Below are 18,056 nucleotides of genomic sequence, written 5' to 3'. Positions count from 1 at the left end.
GGCGCGTTTAGGAGTCGGAGTGTAAGTGGCCTTGGGCGTGATGGCCCGGGCTTGGCCATTGCGACCAAGGTCCTTACACGCAGACTCCTGCGCCGGCGAACGCGTTATGGAGAGAGTACGGGTTACGTACATCTAGATACCTAATCAAAAGTGGCCTCGAGCGTGATGGCCGGTCTTTGGCCATTGCGACCGAGGTCCTTACACGCAGACTCCTGCGCCGGCGAACGCGTTATGGGGAACGACGCCACTTCCAACACAGGCCTATCGTAAATGGCATGAACCATTACCAACTGATTTACGAATAGCACCCATCTACCGTTATAAAAGAAATGGTTTGCGGTTTGTTTTTAACGATGATGAGTAATTGCGAAAATGTTCTTCAGTATCCATTAAAGAACAATTTCACAAATTGATCACAGCTAACTGGACTAACCGAATTAAATTGACGCCGTTTTCAAGCTGATTTTTAAAATCTTGTATACCTAGGAAATTAACGGGATTAGCCGTTATTTTTTTATTTTTTAAGCCTATAAATAAAAACTGAAAATGACAAACGTCAGAACCACCTTATATAATCAATAACATTGAGAAAGGGGTGAAACAAATGAAACAGTTTTTTTTGGCTTTTGTCAGGTGTCATGCTGTTGCAACCACTTACATTAAATGTCGGTTCACAGGCAGCTTCATCAGCACCTAGCCCAGTCTTAAATGAAGCGTCGGTTTCACAATCGGATCAACAGGTGCCATCTACTAGCCCCGAAAGTAAGCTTGAGACAAGTAGCGAAGCATCGACGAGTTCGAATCAAATGATAGCGAGCAACGTCAGCGCCGCGTCTGCCAGTCAGCCAATTGCGAGTGATACAACTCACGAAGCGCTAACTGATCAAGCCGATGACGCAGCGACTTCGAAGCGGCGGCAAAAAAGAGCAGCGCCCGCACCAAGCTCCAGCCAATCCTCACCTTTTCTAGTAGGAACTGCTCAAGAATTGGCAGCCGCCATTAAACGTGGTGAAACGCATATTCGCTTAACGGCTGATATCAATATTGGCGATGCCGCTATCCCGGTGCGCCAGTCAGTCACCATTGATGGCGATCACAAATACACCTATATGTACAATAGCGGACTAGATTGGCATCGCGGGATTTATTTCGCGGCCAGTGGCATCCAGATTACGTTTAAAAATATTAAAATCGGCAAGGCGTCCGTTAAACATTCTGCCAATAACTACTACGGCATTGCGCCGGCAGACAATAGCATTAGAAACAGTCAGATCATCATTGAAAACGTCGACTATTACTCAGATTATGGTGCCCAACCGCTTCACATCCGCGATAAAAGTAACCAGATTATTTTCAGAGGGAAAAACAGTTTTTACACGACGAAGAACCCGGGTTCATTCTTCATCCAGGAATTCGCCGAAGCCACTAATTTTTTATTTGAAGAAGATTCAGACACCACCATCACCTTGGCTAAAGGCGAGGTCCTGGGAACCTTTTGGCCGTCAACCGGGCCGTTGAATTTGGAATTAAAGAAGCGGGCACGGTTGAAAGTCGATACCACCAATGCGCTTGTCTACACCGGCATCGGCGCAATCCGCAACAACCGTATCGTCATTGGTGAAGAGGCGGTTTTGGATGTTAAGACCAGCAGAACGGTCGCTGGCAATTTAATGTTCTATAACCATGATCTGACCATCGATGTTCAAAGAAATGGCCAGTTATTAGCCGAAACGGTTAGTGCAACCAATTTCAATAGTAACTCCAGTATCAATCTAGGGCCGGGGGCGAAAGCAAATTTAAAAAACGTCAATGGCGATTTCTTCAAGAAAGGGAAAGGCACCATTACGCTTGATAACGCCGATGAATTAATACTTGAAACCGGAAAATTTGGGGGAACGAGTCCCACCGGTTTGGTTTCCAGTCAGGCCAATGTGTTGCTTGAACCCTTTAACCAATAAACAAAAGGGTACGAGGTTCATGCGGACGGCCAATTACTGACAACCCAAACCGGTGACGACGATTGGATTTTTAACGGTAAGTATGTAAGTCGGCAACCAACGGCACTTCCCACTGATGTTGCAAAGCAGGTGGGCAATGCGTCGGTTTTTAAATTAAAGCGGCAAGTGGTTCCGAAACCAGCAGGCAAGCTAGCCGTCATCAGCGTGCCGGATTTGGATTTTGGGAATCAAACGGTTACCGGGTTGACCCAAATCTTACGGCCACGCGTTCAAGGCAGCTTAAAAATTGAAGATTCGCGCACGAATGGCTCCCGGAAATCGCGCCTCTATCTTAGAATGGCACGCCCGTTTAAAAACGGCAATGTGGACGCGACCCGGTGCCTAACCTATACGAATCAGGCCGGTCAGGAACAAACTCTGTCCAGTCAGGCGATTCTTGCTGAAGTCAATGTGGGTATCACCGAACGCGATGTTAGCAGTGAATGGAATACCGCCATTGATAGCTCGGCTCGCGGGTTCAAATTGACCCTGCCGATTGAAAAACAAAAGATCGGCAGCTTTTCGGGAGAACTGGACTGGTCACTGCAAGACGTGCCAGGAAATTAAGAAAGGATAGGCCAAATGAAAAAATGGTTGCCACTGGCTGTTCTTTTGCTGGGACTCGCTTGCCATCCACAATTCGTTGCCATTGCAGATAGTCAATACACGTCGACAGGTGAGGTTGTTTTTGTTGAACCGGCCTCATCTACTGCCGAAGAAACATCGACAGCCTCATCAACTCACGAGTCGAATAACCAGCAACATCAGCCATCAGCGACGTCACAAGCCCCGCCGTCCAGGTCCGGACTCGTTCCGCGACTTGGGGAGCGACCGGAAATACTATACGGCTTAATCGGCGGCTTGTTGATCGTCACCATGCTCCTGTTTTTCATCATCAAACAACCTAAAGAAGATAAGGAAGAAGGAAAATAAAAATGAAGAAGAGTATCTGGACAGCACCGTTATTGGGATTAACCTTGGTAGGACTTGTAGCACCGGCAGCAGTTAACGCGGCTTCAGCAACTGACATGATTTCAAATGGTGAGGTGACGTTTAAAGCCGACAACTCAAGTACCGGACCAAAAGATCCGCTTGATCCTACCGATCCTAATCCAATCAAGCCGATTGATCCAAGTAACCCAGGCGGCAACCCGACACCGGGGACAAGCGGCCCGCTGTCACTGGACTTTGCTTCCAGCTTTACGTTCGGCGAAGCAGCGATCAGTAGCGATGATGCCAAATACTATGCGAAGCCACAGGCGTTTGCCCAACAAGACGGCACAACTGTCGACCGGCCTAATTATGTTCAGGTTTCCGACAAGCGTGGAACTTTTGAAGGTTGGACCTTGAAAGTGAAGCAAGATAAACAGTTCGCTGTGAAAGATGATGCCACCCGTGAATTGATCGGCGCGCAACTGAAGTTCAAGAATGCGAGTCTGGTTTCAGCAACCGATTCGAAGTACGCCCCAACCGGTTTGGCATCATTTGAATTAATTCCGGGCACCGCCCAGATTGCCCCGGTTGAAGCAGTTAAGGACCAAGGAATGGGCACATGGATCTACCGTTTCGGTGACGACAAGCAAATGGGCCATTCCGTTGAATTGTCAGTTCCGGGTAAGACACCGAAGATGGCCAAGGCTTACGTTACCGCGTTGACTTGGACCTTAGAATCAACCCCGGCCAATGTAACGCCTAAGCCTTAGTCAAAATTAACCGAATGTTGGCCAGCGTTAGCATGATTTTGCCGATAGCCTCGAGACACCATTTTTAAAAAGGAGATTTCTGTGAAGAAAATACTTTTCTGTTTAGCAGCGTTTGTTGCCATGTTGTTGACCCCTACCGTGCATGTTTTTGGTTCAGAATTGAATTTTGCCGCAAAGGCTCAGCTGCCAGACAATCAGGTTCATACAGATGTTAGCTATTTTGACATCAAAATGGATCGCGGCGCTCAGCAAACCCTTCACGTTGATCTACGTAATGATACCGAAAATGAGGTCGAAGTCGATGTCGGCATTGCTAGCGCGACAACCAACATTAATGGCGTGGTGGAATATAGTCCTAACGATATTAAACCGGCCAAAAGCCTTGCGTTTAATCTCAAGGATCACGTCAAAGCGCCTAGCCAGATCAAGATTCCGGCCAAGGGCAATATGGTTTTGAATTTAGATGTCACCATGCCTGATGCCGCCTTGAAAGGGCAGATGGCCGGAGGGATCACGCTCAAAGAGCATCAAACGGAAGATCAGGCCAATAAAGAAAAAGGCAAAGGATTGTCGATCAACAACCGGTTTTCCTACGTCATTGGCCTTGTGCTTCAACAGACTACCCAGCCGGTTGCACCAGAGCTGAAATTGAATACCGTTAAGCCGAGCCAGGTGAATTATCGCAACGTCATTTCCGCGTCTCTGGAAAACATCACGCCGACGTTCATCAACAAAGTTGCCATTGACGCGAATGTGCGTGCCAAAGGGGCCAAAAAGGTGCTTTATCGTGTTAAAAAAGAAGGCATGCAATTAGCTCCTAATACGACTTTCGATTTTCCGATCGCGTTGGCAGGGAAAGCCTTGGAGCCAGGCACTTACATTGCCCAACTAGAAGTCTATGGCAATCAGAGTTCGGATGGCAAGGTGACACGGCAAACCAACAGCGCCAAACAACGCTATCAAAATCACTGGACATTGACCAAAGAATTTACCATTACCGACCATACTGCCAAGAATCTGAATCAAAAAGATGTGACCCTGAAGTCAACCAATCATTGGTGGGTCTATGCATTGCTGGCAGTGGTCGCGATTTTACTCATCGTCGTTGTGCTACTGGTGATCGTGCTGCTAAAACACAAGCACAAAAAAAGCGCGGAACGTGAATGAGTAGATTAAACATGTTACAATTTAAGGTAAACATTGATACTTCTTTTGACTTCGGATCAAGCGACGCTCAACGGGCAGTACCTAAGGATATGAATGAATTGGCTTAGGTTAAAAGTAGTTGCAACCCAACTATCTATTTGGTTCATGATGAACGCGCTTATTAAAAAATGAGCATTTTCAAGCGGCGCCCAACTTAAACAACAGATTTAAAATCCGCACATTAGGCTGCCAACGTCTGAGGACGCTGACAGCCTAATTGTGCGAATTTTTAGTCATGTATGTGATTTGAATTGTGTAAAAGCAAAATTGAAAGCTTGATTTCATTGATGATGTGGGCATTTGATCATTTGGTGAAGGTACGACATCAGGTAAGCGGGTTGGTTTTAGTCTTAAGGTGAGGGTGGTATTTATGAGATTATCTGAATTAATGGAAAAAAATGATCAAAAGAAACTCCAGCTGTTGCATTATCTTGATCAACATCCAAACCAGCGACTGAGGAATAGTGAATTACAACACAAATTGGATATTTCGTATTATCTCTTTAAACGGCGGACTAAAGAAATTGCTGATGACATTGATACGTTTCAGTTGTCAGGTTTATTTGATATTGAAGTGACCGAAACCACCACGATTCTGCATAAAAATCACAACACCAACATTTTCGTCTTTTTGAATCATTATCTTGAGCGTTCCTACCAAATTAAAATCCTGATGTTGCTAGTGACGCAACGGCAGAATTTTGATCTCTATGATTTTGCGGAAGCGCATTATGTCAGTTATACATTTATGTATAAACGTTTCACGGCGCTGCGCCAAACACTGCAAAAATGGGGGATTAATCTTAATAACAATAGTGAGTTGACCGGTGATGAGTTAGCCATTCGCTTACTATTGGCGGAACTCATCATCATTACCCACGTCGGTGAAGAAACGTTTGATGACGAGATTCGGACAGCCTTGCATGAGTTACTTGAGTTGATTGATACACCGATTATTGCCCCGTCAATGAGCCAACTGATTGAAACCAAAGCTTATTTGCTCGCTAGCTTATTGCGATTTCAACAAGGTTATTTCGTTGCGACCTCACCGGAAGTTGCTAAATTGATCAGTAAAATCCGGCAGCAGGCACTTGAAGAGCGGAACAAGGTAATTTCGATTTTTCAGACCCATTTTCCCGCCGATGAGCAAGCTATCAACAATGAGTGTGATTACCTAGGTACGTTTCTTGCGATTGTGGGAATCATTTCCGCTCCGGCAGTGATTTTTCCAGATGAAGTGACGCAAAGAAGCAGCGACTTTATTCGCGGATTTGAAGAACGGTTTGGTGTTACATTAACGTTGGAAGCGAAGCAAAATATCACTTACGAAGTTGATAAATGTTGGATTGATGTTGTCGCCTTTCCGCTTAGAAGCGGTTTCTTTGAATACCATACCGAAATTGCTTATTTTGCCAGAACGTTTCCGGAGTTTTTTGAATATTGTCAGACCTATGTGCAACAACAAGAAGCCGCGTTAGATGATCAGCAGGCCCAATTCATTTTTTATCGCTGCTTGCTGACACTGGTGGCGAATGTGCCGCTGAGTAGTGTGCTTGAACCACTGTATGTTTGCGTTGATTTTACTTTGGGGGAAGCCTACAACACCATTATTGAACGGGGAATCAAGCGATTTTCGATGTTAAATGTCAAAGTCACTAATGAAGTGCAGCCGAAGACGCGCTTAATCATTACTGATTTGGTTAACGCGTACCGGCATACCGATATTCCTAAAGTGATCTGGCTTTCGCCACCGCGGGCGGAAGATTGGGAGCATTTGATTAGCGAGCTTTTGGCGTTTCGCTTAGTGCCGAATGGTGTTTGAACGACTACTGTAGCAGTCTGCATCTAGAGTGATTAAACGTGAGTGTTTCACACAACTAGTTTTTTATCCAAGCGTATCTTTTTTTGATCTATAGATTTCTTATGTTATACTCACGATATTCACAACAGGAGGCGAGGCACTATGAAACAAGAAAATGGTTTTTGGCCAGCGATTAAGGACTTCTTCTTTCGTGCTGGCGACTTCAAAGGTGTTAGTTCACGGGCACAGTATTGGTGGGTGTTTCTAGCTCAAATTCTAGTCGGCGTTGTGGCCGGCGTTTTGATCGGTGTCACCGGGCCCGCGATTCTTAATGGCGAAAAGTCTTTTGGCGCTAGTCTTTTGCAAACGCTGGTGATGTTGCCAGCAATTGCGCTTGGGTATTTAGGTTATCCCCAACTAAGTCTGACAATTCGGCGGTTTCGTGATGCCAAGGTTAGCCCTTGGTTGTATCTAGTGTTAGTGATCGTGGCTTTAGCCGGGCCACTACTGGCGGCGAGTGGCATGGGACTGTTGCCATTGTTCATTCTACCGATCGTTGCGGCACTGGTAACTTTAATTATCTTGGTGTTACCGAGCCGTGAGCAGGAAGTGAAGCCTTTTCCGGTTCAACCACATTCGCCTAGCACAGTTGGCGTAGGTTTTGGTGCAGCCGTTAAAAATCTCTTCCTTCGCGGCGGCGACTTTACCGGGACATCTAGTCGGAGTCAGTATTGGTGGAGTATTTTATTTTCTGTCCTCATTATGGTCCCTACAGGATTATTCGTTATTTTGTCACTAGTTGCCACATTTGTTGGGGTAGCTGCTGCAGGAAAAATAGCCCCGCAAAATGCAGCGCATATTTTTAATTCATTAGGCTTTGGTGCTGTCATTTTAGTTGTTCTGTTCCTTGCTATTTTCTATGCATGGTCTATGTTGTCTTTGCCGATGTTGACAGTAACTTGGCGCCGGTTCAGAGATGCAGGCATTAGTCCATGGTGGTTTGTTGCGTTTTATGTCGTGTCGAATTTCGTCTCGGCTCTTCAAGCAAGCAACAAGAACCTTGTTTTAACTTTAATTCCCTTGATTCTCGTTATCGTGCAGATCGTCATTCTTGCCTTACCGCCTAAGAATTTAGGCGAACAATAGTAACCGTATTTTGCACCAAACAATGACGAGTTCATCAAAAAAAGTGCCGACTTCTCAAACGAAGACGAGCACTTTTTAATTTGTTTCACAACATGTCAGTTGACTCAATAAATACCCTTTGAATCCTCATCAACCAATGGATCGTTGAAGTTCTTGTGGAAGTAGTTGCTGTCGATGACTTTGAACTTGCCATTGGTGAAACGGGCGATGATTTCGCCATATTGAACGATGAGCGGTTCGGTATTGGGAATTTCGATTTTGAGCCGACCAATTGGCGTTTTGGTGAGGTACTGGAAGTTGGTGCCGAAGAATCCCTTTAAATCTTTCGTAGTTGTGTCCTGCGAGTAAGGTAGGAAGTGGGTCATTTTAGCGGTTGAAAAAGCCGCAAATTCACCTTTTGGAAATCCTTCTAGCGATGAAGGTGGTTGTGCCATTTTATCACTCCTGGGGCCTGCGTACGTTGTTCTGACAACGTCGGGTGGTTATGAATTTACTTATCATTATGTTAACACAATAATAGAACAATGGAATGATTGCGTCGCAGCTTGAAAACGCTTAAAATTAGGGCTGGACGTTGATCGGGGGTGAGCATATGGATCAAAGTCTGTTTCAAAATGGTAACTTTCAGCCGTTGGCGAGTCGGATGCGGCCACAAACGCTTGATGAGTTTGTTGGCCAGACCCACCTGTTAGGCAAGAATAAGGTATTGAGCAATCTCATTGAACATGATGAGATTAGCTCGATGATCTTCTGGGGTCCGCCGGGGGTTGGTAAAACAACCCTGGCGCGAATTATTGCCAGGAGAACCAAAGCACAGTTTGTGACGTTTTCTGCAGTCACCAGCGGGATCAAGGAGATTAAGCAGGTGATGAAAGAGGCTGAGCAGAATCGCGAACTGGGTCAAAAAACGATTGTGTTCGTTGATGAGATTCACCGGTTTAATAAAGCCCAGCAGGATGCCTTTTTACCATATGTCGAACGAGGCAGCATTATCCTGATTGGCGCCACGACCGAGAATCCGTCGTTTGAAGTGAACGCTGCGTTACTGTCGCGGACGCGTGTGTTCGTTTTGCATGGTCTGACCAGTGCAGAACTGGTTGACTTGTTGCAACGAGCGCTGAAGGATCCACGCGGTTATGGCTTGCAGAAGGTGAAGATCAGCAAAAAGCTGTTGGGGCAGATTGCTGATTTTGCCAATGGTGATGCGCGGATCGCGTTGAATACGCTGGAAATGGCGGTCACGAACGCCGAGACCAAGGGGGATATCATCTCGGTTACGCAGGCCGATGTCGCACAATTATTGACCAAAAAGGCCTTATTGTATGACAAGAATGGGGAAGAGCACTATAATCTGATATCGGCATTACACAAGTCGATGCGCAATTCTGATGTGGATGCGGCCATTTATTGGTTGGCCCGCATGCTAGAGGCAGGCGAAGACCCATTGTACATTGCCCGCCGCCTAGTTCGGTTTGCCAGCGAAGATATCGGTATGGCCGATTCCCGAGCTTTAGAAATCGCCGTTACCGTGTATCAGGCGTGCCAATTTATCGGCATGCCGGAGTGTACGGTGCACTTAACCCATGCCGTTACTTATTTGTCACTGGCACCCAAATCCAATGCGCTTTATACGGCTTATGGTGCCGCCAAAAAAGATGCAACCGAAACATTGGCTGAACCGGTCCCGCTTCAAATTCGTAATGGGGTAACTGATTTGATGCAGGATCTCGGTTATGGGAAAGATTACCAATATGCCCACAATGCCAAAGACAAGCTGACAACGATGCAAACCATGCCGGATAATCTGGTGGGGCGAACTTACTATCATCCTACTGATCAAGGTAGCGAAGAGAAAGTCAAAGAACGACTCGAACAGATTAAGGCATGGCACGCGCAACACCCTACCCCTACACCACCGGATACCAAGAAAAAGTCGTGATTGGGACGACACTGGCGCGCTCTGGTTCGCGCTCATCATAACGCGTTCGCCAGCCCAGAAACCTACGTGTAAGGACCTTGGTCGCAATGGCCTAAGTCCGGGCCATCACGCCCAAGGCCGCTTACACTCCGGTTTCTAACCGGGCTGGCTCACGCTCACTATAACGCGCTCACCAGTGCAGGGACCTGCACATAAGGACCTTGGTCGCAATGGCCAAGATCGGGCCATCACGCCCAAGGCCGCTTATGCTCCGGTCCCTAACCGCACCGGTTCGCGCTCACTTACCTATAGGAGGAATACAAAATGGCGAAGATTCTCGCAGTCAACGCAGGCAGTTCTACCCTGAAGTGGAAACTTTTTGATATGCCGGCTGAGGTTCAATTGGCCGAGGGCTTGGTTGATCGTTTGGGCCAACCGCAATCGAAAGTTAAAATTAAATATGGTGACGGTCAAAAATACGAAAGTGATACGCCGATTGCCAACTACCAAGAAGCGGTTGCCAGTCTGATGGGCAATATCAAGTCTTTGGGCTTGGTCGAGCATTTGCATGAAATTATCGGTGTTGGTCACCGGGTTGTTGCCGGTGGCGAAGTTTTTGCTGAATCCGTTGTCGTTGACGATGAGACGTTGCTGCAGATTCAAAACCTGCGTGACTACGCGCCATTGCATAATCCGGTTGAAGCCGATTATATCGCAGTTTTCATGAAAATGATGCCATGGGCGACTGAAGTGGCGGTTTTTGATACGGCTTTTCATCAAACGATGCAGCCTGAGAACTTCCTGTACAGCATTCCTTACGACTATTACAAAAAGTATGGCGCGCGTAAGTACGGTGCGCACGGAACCAGTGTGCGTTACGTGAGCGCGCGTGCTGCTGAAATGCTGAACAAACCATTGGAAGATTTACGGATGATTGTCATGCACTTGGGTTCTGGTTCCAGTATCACCGCGGTTAAAGATGGCCAGTCCATTGATACCTCCATGGGCTTTACGCCTCTGGCTGGGGTAACCATGGGCACGCGTTCTGGGGACATTGATCCATCACTGGTCGCTTACTTGATGAAGAAACTGGACATTCCGGATGTTGGCCAGATGATCCATATTCTCAACAATGATTCCGGGCTACTGGGCATCTCCGGTTTAAGCAACGATATGCGGGACTTGGAAGCGGCCGAAGATACGAATCCGCGGGCGAAACTCGCATTGGATATTTTTGTCAATCGGGTTGTGAAATATGTTGGCTCTTATGCAGCCTTGATGAACGGGGTAGACGCACTTATTTTCACTGCCGGCATCGGCGAAAACGGGGATGAAGTTCGTGACAAGATCATGCGCTCGCTAGGTTACCTCGGCGCTAAGATTGACAATGATATCAATTACAAGTCACATGGTGTCGAAGCCGATCTCAGTACGCCGGATTCGACGGTCAAAACGTTACTGGTGCCAACGAACGAAGAGTTAATGATTGTGCGCGACGTGATGGCCTTAAGCTAAGGATCCAGAACAGATTGCAAAGATCACGATAAAAGGGTTTGCCACAACACAAACCCAAAATAGACGCTAGAAACAAGCTTTATCGCTTGTCATCTAGCGTCTATTTTTTTGCCCTCACTAAAGCTTCATGGCTTCAGTCAAAAATCTGCACATGGTTCGCCCGCGCGGTGCTGACGATATCTTCGGGCATGGCCTTGTCAGTGGCAATGTAATTCAGCGTATTCATGGGTGCACTCATATAGAGTTGATGTTTACCAACTTTGGTGTGATCTACCAGTAACATAACCTGGTCTGCGTGCGCCGCAAACGCCCGCTTGATGTTGGCTTCCTGGTCGTTAGCATCAGTTGCACCGGCAGCAATCAGTCCGCGACACGAGAAGATTGCCAGATCGGCTTGGTAGTTTTCGATATCCCGCGTTGCCCGGTCGCCACTGATGTTTTCCAGCATTTTATTGACCGCACCGCCAACAAGATTGACGTGCCAGCCTTTATGTTTGGAAGCTTCAAGTGCAACCAGAATGCCATTTGTGACGATGTACAATTCATCAATACCACTTAATTCACGAATTAGAACTAAAGCAGTGGTACTTGAATCAATAAAAAGGCTCATGCCGCTTTTGATCAACCGATCCGCCCTTGATGCGACCGTTCGCTTGGCATCAAGGTTCAAGGTTACCGAATAATCATAAGGGACGTCTTCGGGTTCCTCGCTTAACGTGACGCCATTTAGAACCCGTTTGATCAAACCCCTATTTTCCATATCCAGTGTATCCCGTCTGATGGTGGCAGGGCTGACGAAAAGCTGCTTGGCTAAGTCACTATACCGGGCGAATTGTTGAGCATTTAAAATTTTCAGAATTTGATCTTGCCGTTGAAAAGAAACCATTAAAGCGCCTTCTTTCCTAAGTTGAATGATTTTATGCAAAATTATAGCACATATATGGAAAAATATGAAAAATTATCGAGTTGCTCGTCATGCATTGTCAATATTTTTCACAACTCATATACTACTCTATGAAAGCGGTTTACGAAAGCGAAGGAGGTTTTCAGCGTGGCACTTATGGGATTGGATCTCGGGACAACCGGGGTAAAGAGTACCATCACAGACAATCAAGGCAACATTCTCTCTGCTGCCTACCGGGAATATGAGACGTCGGTTCCCAGGGAAGGTGAATACGAGCTAGATCCAAGCGTGGTCTGGTCGGCAACGAAGGAGGTCATTCAGGAATCGAAGAAATTCGTTAAGGAAGATGTGCTGGCCGTCAGTGTTTCATCGTTCGGTGAAGCGTTTGTTGCCGTTGATGATCAAGGGCAGCCGCTGATGAACACGATGTTGCAGACAGATAGCCGCGGCAAGGATGAATTAAAGGACCTGCTGACGCGGATTTCGGCTGAGGACATCAGGAATAAAACCGGGTTGAATCCGGCGGTGACATTCGCGGTACCTAAGATCATGTGGATCAAAAAACACCGTCCGGAACTTTATGGAAAGATTCATCGTATCCTGCTTTACGGCGCTTATATCCTATACAAACTTGGTAATGTTGATGCGATTGATTACACCCTGGCTGATCGGTCGCTGGCATTTAACGTTTCGACCAATGACTGGGATCCGGACATCTTGGCAGCAGCCGGCATTGATCGCAAGCTTTTGCCAAAGTGTTACCGCCTAGGCACGGTGGTCGGCACGATCAAGCCGGAGTTGGCATCTGAGTTAGGGATTAACGCCGACATGAAACTTGTTACCGGCGCCCATGACCAAATTTGTGTGTCGATTGGCGCTGGCACCATCGATGTTGGCGATGCGACTGACGGGATGGGTTCGGTCGATAATATTTCACCGATCTTCACAGATACCAGCCATCTTAAGGAAAATGCCAAAAAGAATTATCCAACGGTACCGTATCTGGACAACAAATATACCACCATTGCTTACATGTACGATGGCGGCACATCGCTTAAATGGTATCGCGACACGTTTGGTTTTGAAGAAGTTCAGGCGGCCGAGTTATCAGGGGTCAGCGTCTACAACATCTTTGATAAATATGTACCGAAAAAGCCAACAAATTTGTTGGTTCTACCACATTTTTCCGGTGCAGCGGTTCCTTACTTTGACGAAGATGCGCGCGGCATGATCCTCGGACTCTCCGGCGCAACGCGGAAACCTGATATTTACCGGGCGTTGATGGAAGGCGTGGCTTTTGAGATGCGCATGAATCTGGACAACATGGAAGCCGGCGGGATGCATGTCAATCATTTACGGGCGACTGGCGGCGGATCACGGTCGGATACCTGGCTGCAAATCAAAGCGGATGTCTTTAACCGCGAAGTTGGCCGCGTTCATATGAAGGAATCAGGAACCATGGGCGTCATCATCATGGCTGGCGTTGCGGTTGGCTTGTTTGATTCTTTTGAAACCGCCATGAAGAAATTGGTTTCGATCGATAAAGTCTTCAAGCCGATTCCGGAGAATGTTGCCTTTTACAACCACCAGTACAAAAAGTATCAGCAACTGTATGCATTTGGTAAGAAGTTACGGGACTTATAGGAGGAAATCATTATGGTTTTAGTTAACACAAAAGAAATGATTAAAAAGGCCAAGGAAGGTCACTATGCAGTTGGTTCATTTAACGTCACCGACATCGAAATGATTCGTGGGATTGTTGGCGCTGCCGAAAAGGAAAATTCACCGGTCATTATTCAGTTTGCGGAGTTGCATGATAAGTATGTGCCACTAGATGTAATTGCGCCGGTGATGCTGAACATTGCCCGTAAAGCAAGCGTTCCGGTTGCGGTTCATTTTGACCATGGGGAAACCTTTGACAATATTATGCGGGCGATTCGGCTTGGATTTACCTCGGTGATGGTCGATGCTTCGCAGGAGAATTTTGCCGATAATCTGGCGCAGACCAAAGAAATCGTGAAGATTTGCAAGCCGTTGGATATCACGGTTGAAGCCGAACTCGGGCCAATGAATCGTGAAGGTAGCGGGGATAAGAAAGTGGATTATGCGGATCTGGACAAAACTTACACCAACCCGCAAGAAGCCAAACAGTTCATTGAAGAGTCCGGTATCGATATGCTGGCGGTTGCGTATGGGACGGTTCATGGTGTTTACACGCAAAAGCCGCACTTGAGCTTCAGTCGGTTGAAGGAAATTTCTGATTTGGTTAACTTCCCATTAGTGGTTCACGGTGCTTCCGGCTTGACTGATGAAGAATATCGCAAGTCAGTTGAAAATGGCATTTGCAAGATCAATTACTATTCCGAAATGGTTCACCGCGTTGCCTTAGGCGTTCAGAAGAAGTTGGAACAGGATGATAGCGATAAACAGCTATTCATCTCAGACGCCAGCATCTGGGAAACCGAAATGGTTGAAAAAGAAATTCGCGGCCGTCTGCGCGTCTTTGGTTCAGCAGGGAAGGCTTAATCACTTTAGAAAGCAGGCGGATAGCCGTGATGCTGTCCGCTTGTTTTTAAAGAAGGAATGTGAGCGCTTTAGTTTGCACTCACGATAATGCGTTTGCAAGCCCAGAAACCTGCGTGTAAGGACCTCGGTCGCAATGGCCAAGGCCACTTACACTCCGGTTTCTAAGCGGGCTGGCTCACGCTCACGATACTTAAGGAGGCATTATTTTCATGAAATTTCTGGTCGATATGCTTAGTCAGCCTTCCATCATTGCCGGAATAGTTGTTTGCGTGGGGCTGATTGCGCTGCGTAAGCCATTTACCGAAGTGATTGGCGGCACGGTGCGGGCATTTATCGGGTTCGTCGTCATGCTGGCCGGGACCAACATCATCGTCGGCGCGTTGAATAACTTCGCCAAGCTCTTTACCAAGGCCTTTAACATGCACGGCATGATTCCGAGTAACGAAGCCGCTATCGGCGTGACCGTCGCAAAGTATGGCACGGTTGCCACCTTTATCTTTGTCTTCGGACTCGTGTTGAATATTGTGCTGGCCCGCATCACCAAATTCAAATATATCTTTCTATCAAGCGACCATGCTTTCTATATGGCGTGTTGCTTGACGCCAGTGATGCTTTTGGGTGGTTTGAATACACTTGAAGCGATTGTCTTTGGTTCCATGACGCTCGGCGTCATCCTCTGTGTCTTCCCGGCAATTGCCCACCCAACGATGAAAATTATCACAGGCCGCGACGACATGAGCTTTGCCCATTTCGGCACGCTGGAATACTGGATGTCTGCTAAAATCGGTTCGTTAGTCAATAAAGATAAAAAGTCAAAATCTATTGAAGATATTAATTTCCCGAAATCATTAGCTTTTCTGCAAGATAGTAACGTTTCGGTGACCATCGTCATGACCATTCTGTTCTTCATTGTGACTGCGGTTGCCGGTCCGGCTTATGTTGGTAAATTGACTGACCTGAATCCATATGTTTGGGCACTGTTGCAGGCCGCACAATTCACAGCCGGGATCATCGTATTGGTCCAAGGCGTTAACATGTTACTGGCAGAAATTACCCCAGCCTTCAAAGGATTCAGTGAAAAGATTGTTCCAAGTGCTGTACCTGGTTATCCATTCGCTATTCTGTTCAAAGGTACATCTAATGCCTTGCTCGCGGGCTTCCTGGTCAGCTTACTTGGCGGCCTGCTTTCCATGGGTGTTCAGATTTTGATTGGCACCACCATTGTCATCCCAGGGATCGTCATGCACTTCTTCTGCGGCGGCATTGCAGCCATCTTTGGCAATGCCACTGGCGGTCGAAAAGGCGCTTTGATTGGACCATTTCTCGGTGGCATCATCTTGAGCTTCCTGCCACTGATTGCCACCAGTCTTTACGGTGGTTTGGGCTACACCACAACATATTGGTCTGATAGTGATTTCAATACCATCGGCGTTATCTTGGGACTCATCGCCAAAGTCGGCAAGTGGCCAATCATGATTGCGGCATTAATCATCTTTGCCTTTCCATTCGTCTTCAGTGCTTTGCACAAAAAGAAGTTGGTTGATTAATGTACCGGATCTGATGCGTTGAACCAAACAAAAAAGATGCAGGCGGCTAATCTACCGGTTGCATCTTTTTTATACACTTAGGGTTAGCGAACCTTCCGTAACGTCTGTCAGCCGGTAGGTTCATTCAGCATTAATCCCTTGATCCGAGTCAATCATGACGCCCTTGGTTTCGTCAAAAACGCAAATATTACCGTAATTGGCCTTGAAGCCCATGTGATTGCCGCCGTCAATAAAGTAGCGTGGCGATTCGCCAGGGTATTGGATAACCTTGACCGGACATTTCGGATAACCCCCGGTAAAAGTCGTTTCGGCGATCGGCGGTTTAACCTGGTCCTCATATTCGCCATAAATCAACGCGGTCGGCGTGTGACCCGTAATCATGGTTTTATTAAGCGGGTTATGCGCAAAAATCGGGTGTTTACGACTTTGGGTTTGCTTCATATCATAGATATAAGGTTCACGGACCCACATCCGGTTAAACGGCGTTGTTTCCTTTAACGGGTCTGCCAGCGAAAAGTCCAGGCCGGCGTGAATGAGCAAAAGCTTATCAAAAGCAATGGCAGTAGGCATCTCCGCGATGAATGAGATTAACGGTGCCATATGCGTGCGCACCGCTTCACGAAGACTCATTCCTTTGACAGCCGGTGCAAAATCCTTGACCATTTGACGCAGCGTCGCCTTACCGCCATTGATGAACCAAGGATTATCCTTGTCAGCCAAGTAGTCTAATAGCATCTGATCATGGTTGCCCCGCACCGCGATCGCCTGACTATCCTGAACCTGTTCATGAATCTGAGCCAAGACGCGGCCGCCATAAGGGTAGCCATCTATGTAGTCGCCAAGATAGACCGTCAGAACATGCGGATACTTTTCCTGCATCAGACGGACTCGATCCATTGTCTTTAAGTTGCCATGAATATCAGAAACAACAATCATGGTCATCGCCGTCGCCTCCTCAACGTCTTCTTGCGTGAGCTGTTATGGTCTGATTAAAATAACCGTTACGTACAGTTTACTTTATTTTTTGCCGATTGTGCGATATTAATAAATGGTTAGGGGTGAAAAGATGGATAAACGGCTGATTGTCATGCATAACTTGAGCCAACATTATGGCAAACAGTACTGGTGGCAACAAAATTCGTTGGAAGATTGGCTGATGATGATTTTGATTCAACGGACCAGTTCCAAGAATGTTGCGCAGGCTGTCCATAACTTGCGGCCATATATGAGTGTTAAGCAACTTTTGGCATTGTCGCAGGCCGAACTTGAAGAACTTGTCCGGCCAGCGGGCTTTTATCGGCAAAAGGCGCAACGCATTCATGATCTGTTAGTTTGGTTCGTGGCCCAAGGTGGCAGTTTTACCGAAATTGCCAAAAAACCGACCGATCAGCTGCGAAAAACCTTGCTGGCGTTAAACGGCATCGGTAATGAAACGGCTGACGTGATGCTAATGTACACGTTTGGCAAGAAGACGTTTGTTGCGGACACTTATGCGATGCGACTGTTTAATCGGCTGGGGTTTGGCCCGTACACAAATTACGCCAAAATGCAGGCCGATTTTGCGCCGTTACTGGCTGGCATCAGTCTGGATGACGCCCGCGAATGGCATGCGCTGATTGACGAGCACGGGAAGACGCAAGTGCGGCATGCCTATGACGACCGCTTTTTACTCGAACCGAATTTAACCGAAGATCAGTGGCCGCCGGAAGCGACTCAGGTTGAACCGCCGCACGATGACCCTGGCAGTGGTAAGTGGCGTCACGCAGAAGAATCATCCAATGAGTGAATAGAGA

The 18,056-nt window shown here is 47.0% G+C and carries 14 protein-coding genes and 1 pseudogene; 12 read left to right on the top strand and 3 right to left on the bottom strand.

Features of this window, described 5'->3' with window-relative positions:
• Nucleotides 1-626: 626 nt before the first annotated feature.
• The 6 genes and pseudogenes from GSO_RS15620 (at nt 627) to GSO_RS05645 (ending at nt 7,853) form a co-directional block, all read left to right on the top strand.
• Nucleotides 627-2,564 (top strand): annotated as a pseudogene (locus GSO_RS15620) (pectate lyase-like adhesive domain-containing protein).
• 15 nt (nt 2,565-2,579) lie between these two features.
• Complete coding sequence (locus GSO_RS05665; RefSeq protein WP_010489951.1) at nt 2,580-2,930, top strand: EF2685/EF0750 family sortase-dependent surface protein; 351 nt, start codon at nt 2,580-2,582, stop codon at nt 2,928-2,930.
• A gap of 2 nt (nt 2,931-2,932) precedes the next feature.
• Complete coding sequence (locus tag GSO_RS05660) at nt 2,933-3,700, top strand: WxL domain-containing protein (protein WP_010489949.1); 768 nt, start codon at nt 2,933-2,935, stop codon at nt 3,698-3,700.
• 81 nt (nt 3,701-3,781) lie between these two features.
• Nucleotides 3,782-4,867 (top strand): WxLIP family cell surface protein, encoded by a 1,086-nt coding sequence (locus GSO_RS05655; protein WP_010489947.1) that lies wholly within the window; start codon nt 3,782-3,784, stop codon nt 4,865-4,867.
• Between the two features lie 409 nt (nt 4,868-5,276).
• A complete protein-coding gene (locus GSO_RS05650; protein ID WP_029345528.1) occupies nt 5,277-6,728 on the top strand; it encodes a helix-turn-helix domain-containing protein in 1,452 nt (483 codons plus the stop codon).
• 141 nt (nt 6,729-6,869) lie between these two features.
• On the top strand, nt 6,870-7,853 hold the full coding sequence (locus GSO_RS05645) for a DUF805 domain-containing protein (RefSeq protein WP_010489943.1): 984 nt from the start codon (nt 6,870-6,872) through the stop codon (nt 7,851-7,853).
• Nucleotides 7,854-7,957: 104 nt separating this feature from the next.
• Here GSO_RS05645 and GSO_RS05640 read toward each other — a convergent pair whose 3' ends face one another.
• On the bottom strand, nt 7,958-8,287 hold the full coding sequence (locus tag GSO_RS05640) for a hypothetical protein (protein ID WP_010489941.1): 330 nt from the start codon (nt 8,285-8,287) through the stop codon (nt 7,958-7,960).
• Nucleotides 8,288-8,445: 158 nt separating this feature from the next.
• Between GSO_RS05640 and GSO_RS05635 the strand changes: the two genes are divergently transcribed.
• Entirely contained in the window at nt 8,446-9,792 is a 1,347-nt protein-coding gene (locus GSO_RS05635) for a replication-associated recombination protein A (protein WP_010489938.1), read from the top strand.
• A gap of 303 nt (nt 9,793-10,095) precedes the next feature.
• The gene (locus tag GSO_RS05630) at nt 10,096-11,286 is read left to right on the top strand and encodes an acetate kinase (RefSeq protein ID WP_010489936.1); all 1,191 of its coding nucleotides are present in this window, start codon (nt 10,096-10,098) and stop codon (nt 11,284-11,286) included.
• A gap of 133 nt (nt 11,287-11,419) precedes the next feature.
• Here the strand turns inward: GSO_RS05630 and GSO_RS05625 are convergent, their stop codons facing one another.
• On the bottom strand, nt 11,420-12,172 hold the full coding sequence (locus GSO_RS05625) for a DeoR/GlpR family DNA-binding transcription regulator (RefSeq protein WP_010489935.1): 753 nt from the start codon (nt 12,170-12,172) through the stop codon (nt 11,420-11,422).
• 165 nt (nt 12,173-12,337) lie between these two features.
• On the opposite strand from GSO_RS05625, the gene GSO_RS05620 reads away from it, so the two are divergent.
• The 3 genes from GSO_RS05620 to ulaA all read left to right on the top strand — a co-directional run bounded on the left by GSO_RS05620 (nt 12,338) and on the right by ulaA (nt 16,263).
• Entirely contained in the window at nt 12,338-13,834 is a 1,497-nt protein-coding gene (locus GSO_RS05620; protein ID WP_010489933.1) for an FGGY-family carbohydrate kinase, read from the top strand.
• Nucleotides 13,835-13,846: 12 nt separating this feature from the next.
• Complete coding sequence (locus GSO_RS05615) at nt 13,847-14,716, top strand: class II fructose-bisphosphate aldolase (RefSeq protein ID WP_010489931.1); 870 nt, start codon at nt 13,847-13,849, stop codon at nt 14,714-14,716.
• Between the two features lie 209 nt (nt 14,717-14,925).
• Complete coding sequence (ulaA, locus tag GSO_RS05610) at nt 14,926-16,263, top strand: PTS ascorbate transporter subunit IIC (protein WP_010489930.1); 1,338 nt, start codon at nt 14,926-14,928, stop codon at nt 16,261-16,263.
• A gap of 120 nt (nt 16,264-16,383) precedes the next feature.
• On the opposite strand, the gene GSO_RS05605 is transcribed toward ulaA, so the two are convergent.
• Complete coding sequence (locus GSO_RS05605; RefSeq protein WP_010489929.1) at nt 16,384-17,205, bottom strand: metallophosphoesterase family protein; 822 nt, start codon at nt 17,203-17,205, stop codon at nt 16,384-16,386.
• 124 nt (nt 17,206-17,329) lie between these two features.
• On the opposite strand from GSO_RS05605, the gene GSO_RS05600 reads away from it, so the two are divergent.
• Complete coding sequence (locus GSO_RS05600; RefSeq protein WP_010489928.1) at nt 17,330-18,049, top strand: endonuclease III domain-containing protein; 720 nt, start codon at nt 17,330-17,332, stop codon at nt 18,047-18,049.
• Nucleotides 18,050-18,056: the final 7 nt, after the last annotated feature.

Origin of the sequence: Lacticaseibacillus zeae DSM 20178 = KCTC 3804, assembly GCF_000260435.1 — a bacterium.
GTDB classification, from domain to species: domain Bacteria; phylum Bacillota; class Bacilli; order Lactobacillales; family Lactobacillaceae; genus Lacticaseibacillus; species Lacticaseibacillus zeae.
The sequence above is the reverse complement of the archived record's forward strand: the minus strand, read 5'-3'. Positions and strand labels throughout refer to the sequence as shown.

Bases quoted from the DNA above. Each gene is read 5' to 3' on its own strand.
- GSO_RS05665 (WP_010489951.1), top strand. From the start codon at position 2,580: ATGAAAAAATGGTTGCCACTGGCTGTTCTTTTGCTGGGACTCGCTTGC.
- GSO_RS05660 (WP_010489949.1), top strand. From the start codon at position 2,933: ATGAAGAAGAGTATCTGGACAGCACCGTTATTGGGATTAACCTTGGTA.
- GSO_RS05650 (WP_029345528.1), top strand. From the start codon at position 5,277: ATGAGATTATCTGAATTAATGGAAAAAAATGATCAAAAGAAACTCCAG.
- GSO_RS05645 (WP_010489943.1), top strand. From the start codon at position 6,870: ATGAAACAAGAAAATGGTTTTTGGCCAGCGATTAAGGACTTCTTCTTT.
- GSO_RS05640 (WP_010489941.1), bottom strand. From the start codon at position 8,287: ATGGCACAACCACCTTCATCGCTAGAAGGATTTCCAAAAGGTGAATTT.
- GSO_RS05635 (WP_010489938.1), top strand. From the start codon at position 8,446: ATGGATCAAAGTCTGTTTCAAAATGGTAACTTTCAGCCGTTGGCGAGT.
- GSO_RS05630 (WP_010489936.1), top strand. From the start codon at position 10,096: ATGGCGAAGATTCTCGCAGTCAACGCAGGCAGTTCTACCCTGAAGTGG.
- GSO_RS05625 (WP_010489935.1), bottom strand. From the start codon at position 12,172: ATGGTTTCTTTTCAACGGCAAGATCAAATTCTGAAAATTTTAAATGCT.
- GSO_RS05615 (WP_010489931.1), top strand. From the start codon at position 13,847: ATGGTTTTAGTTAACACAAAAGAAATGATTAAAAAGGCCAAGGAAGGT.
- ulaA (WP_010489930.1), top strand. From the start codon at position 14,926: ATGAAATTTCTGGTCGATATGCTTAGTCAGCCTTCCATCATTGCCGGA.
- GSO_RS05605 (WP_010489929.1), bottom strand. From the start codon at position 17,205: ATGACCATGATTGTTGTTTCTGATATTCATGGCAACTTAAAGACAATG.
- GSO_RS05600 (WP_010489928.1), top strand. From the start codon at position 17,330: ATGGATAAACGGCTGATTGTCATGCATAACTTGAGCCAACATTATGGC.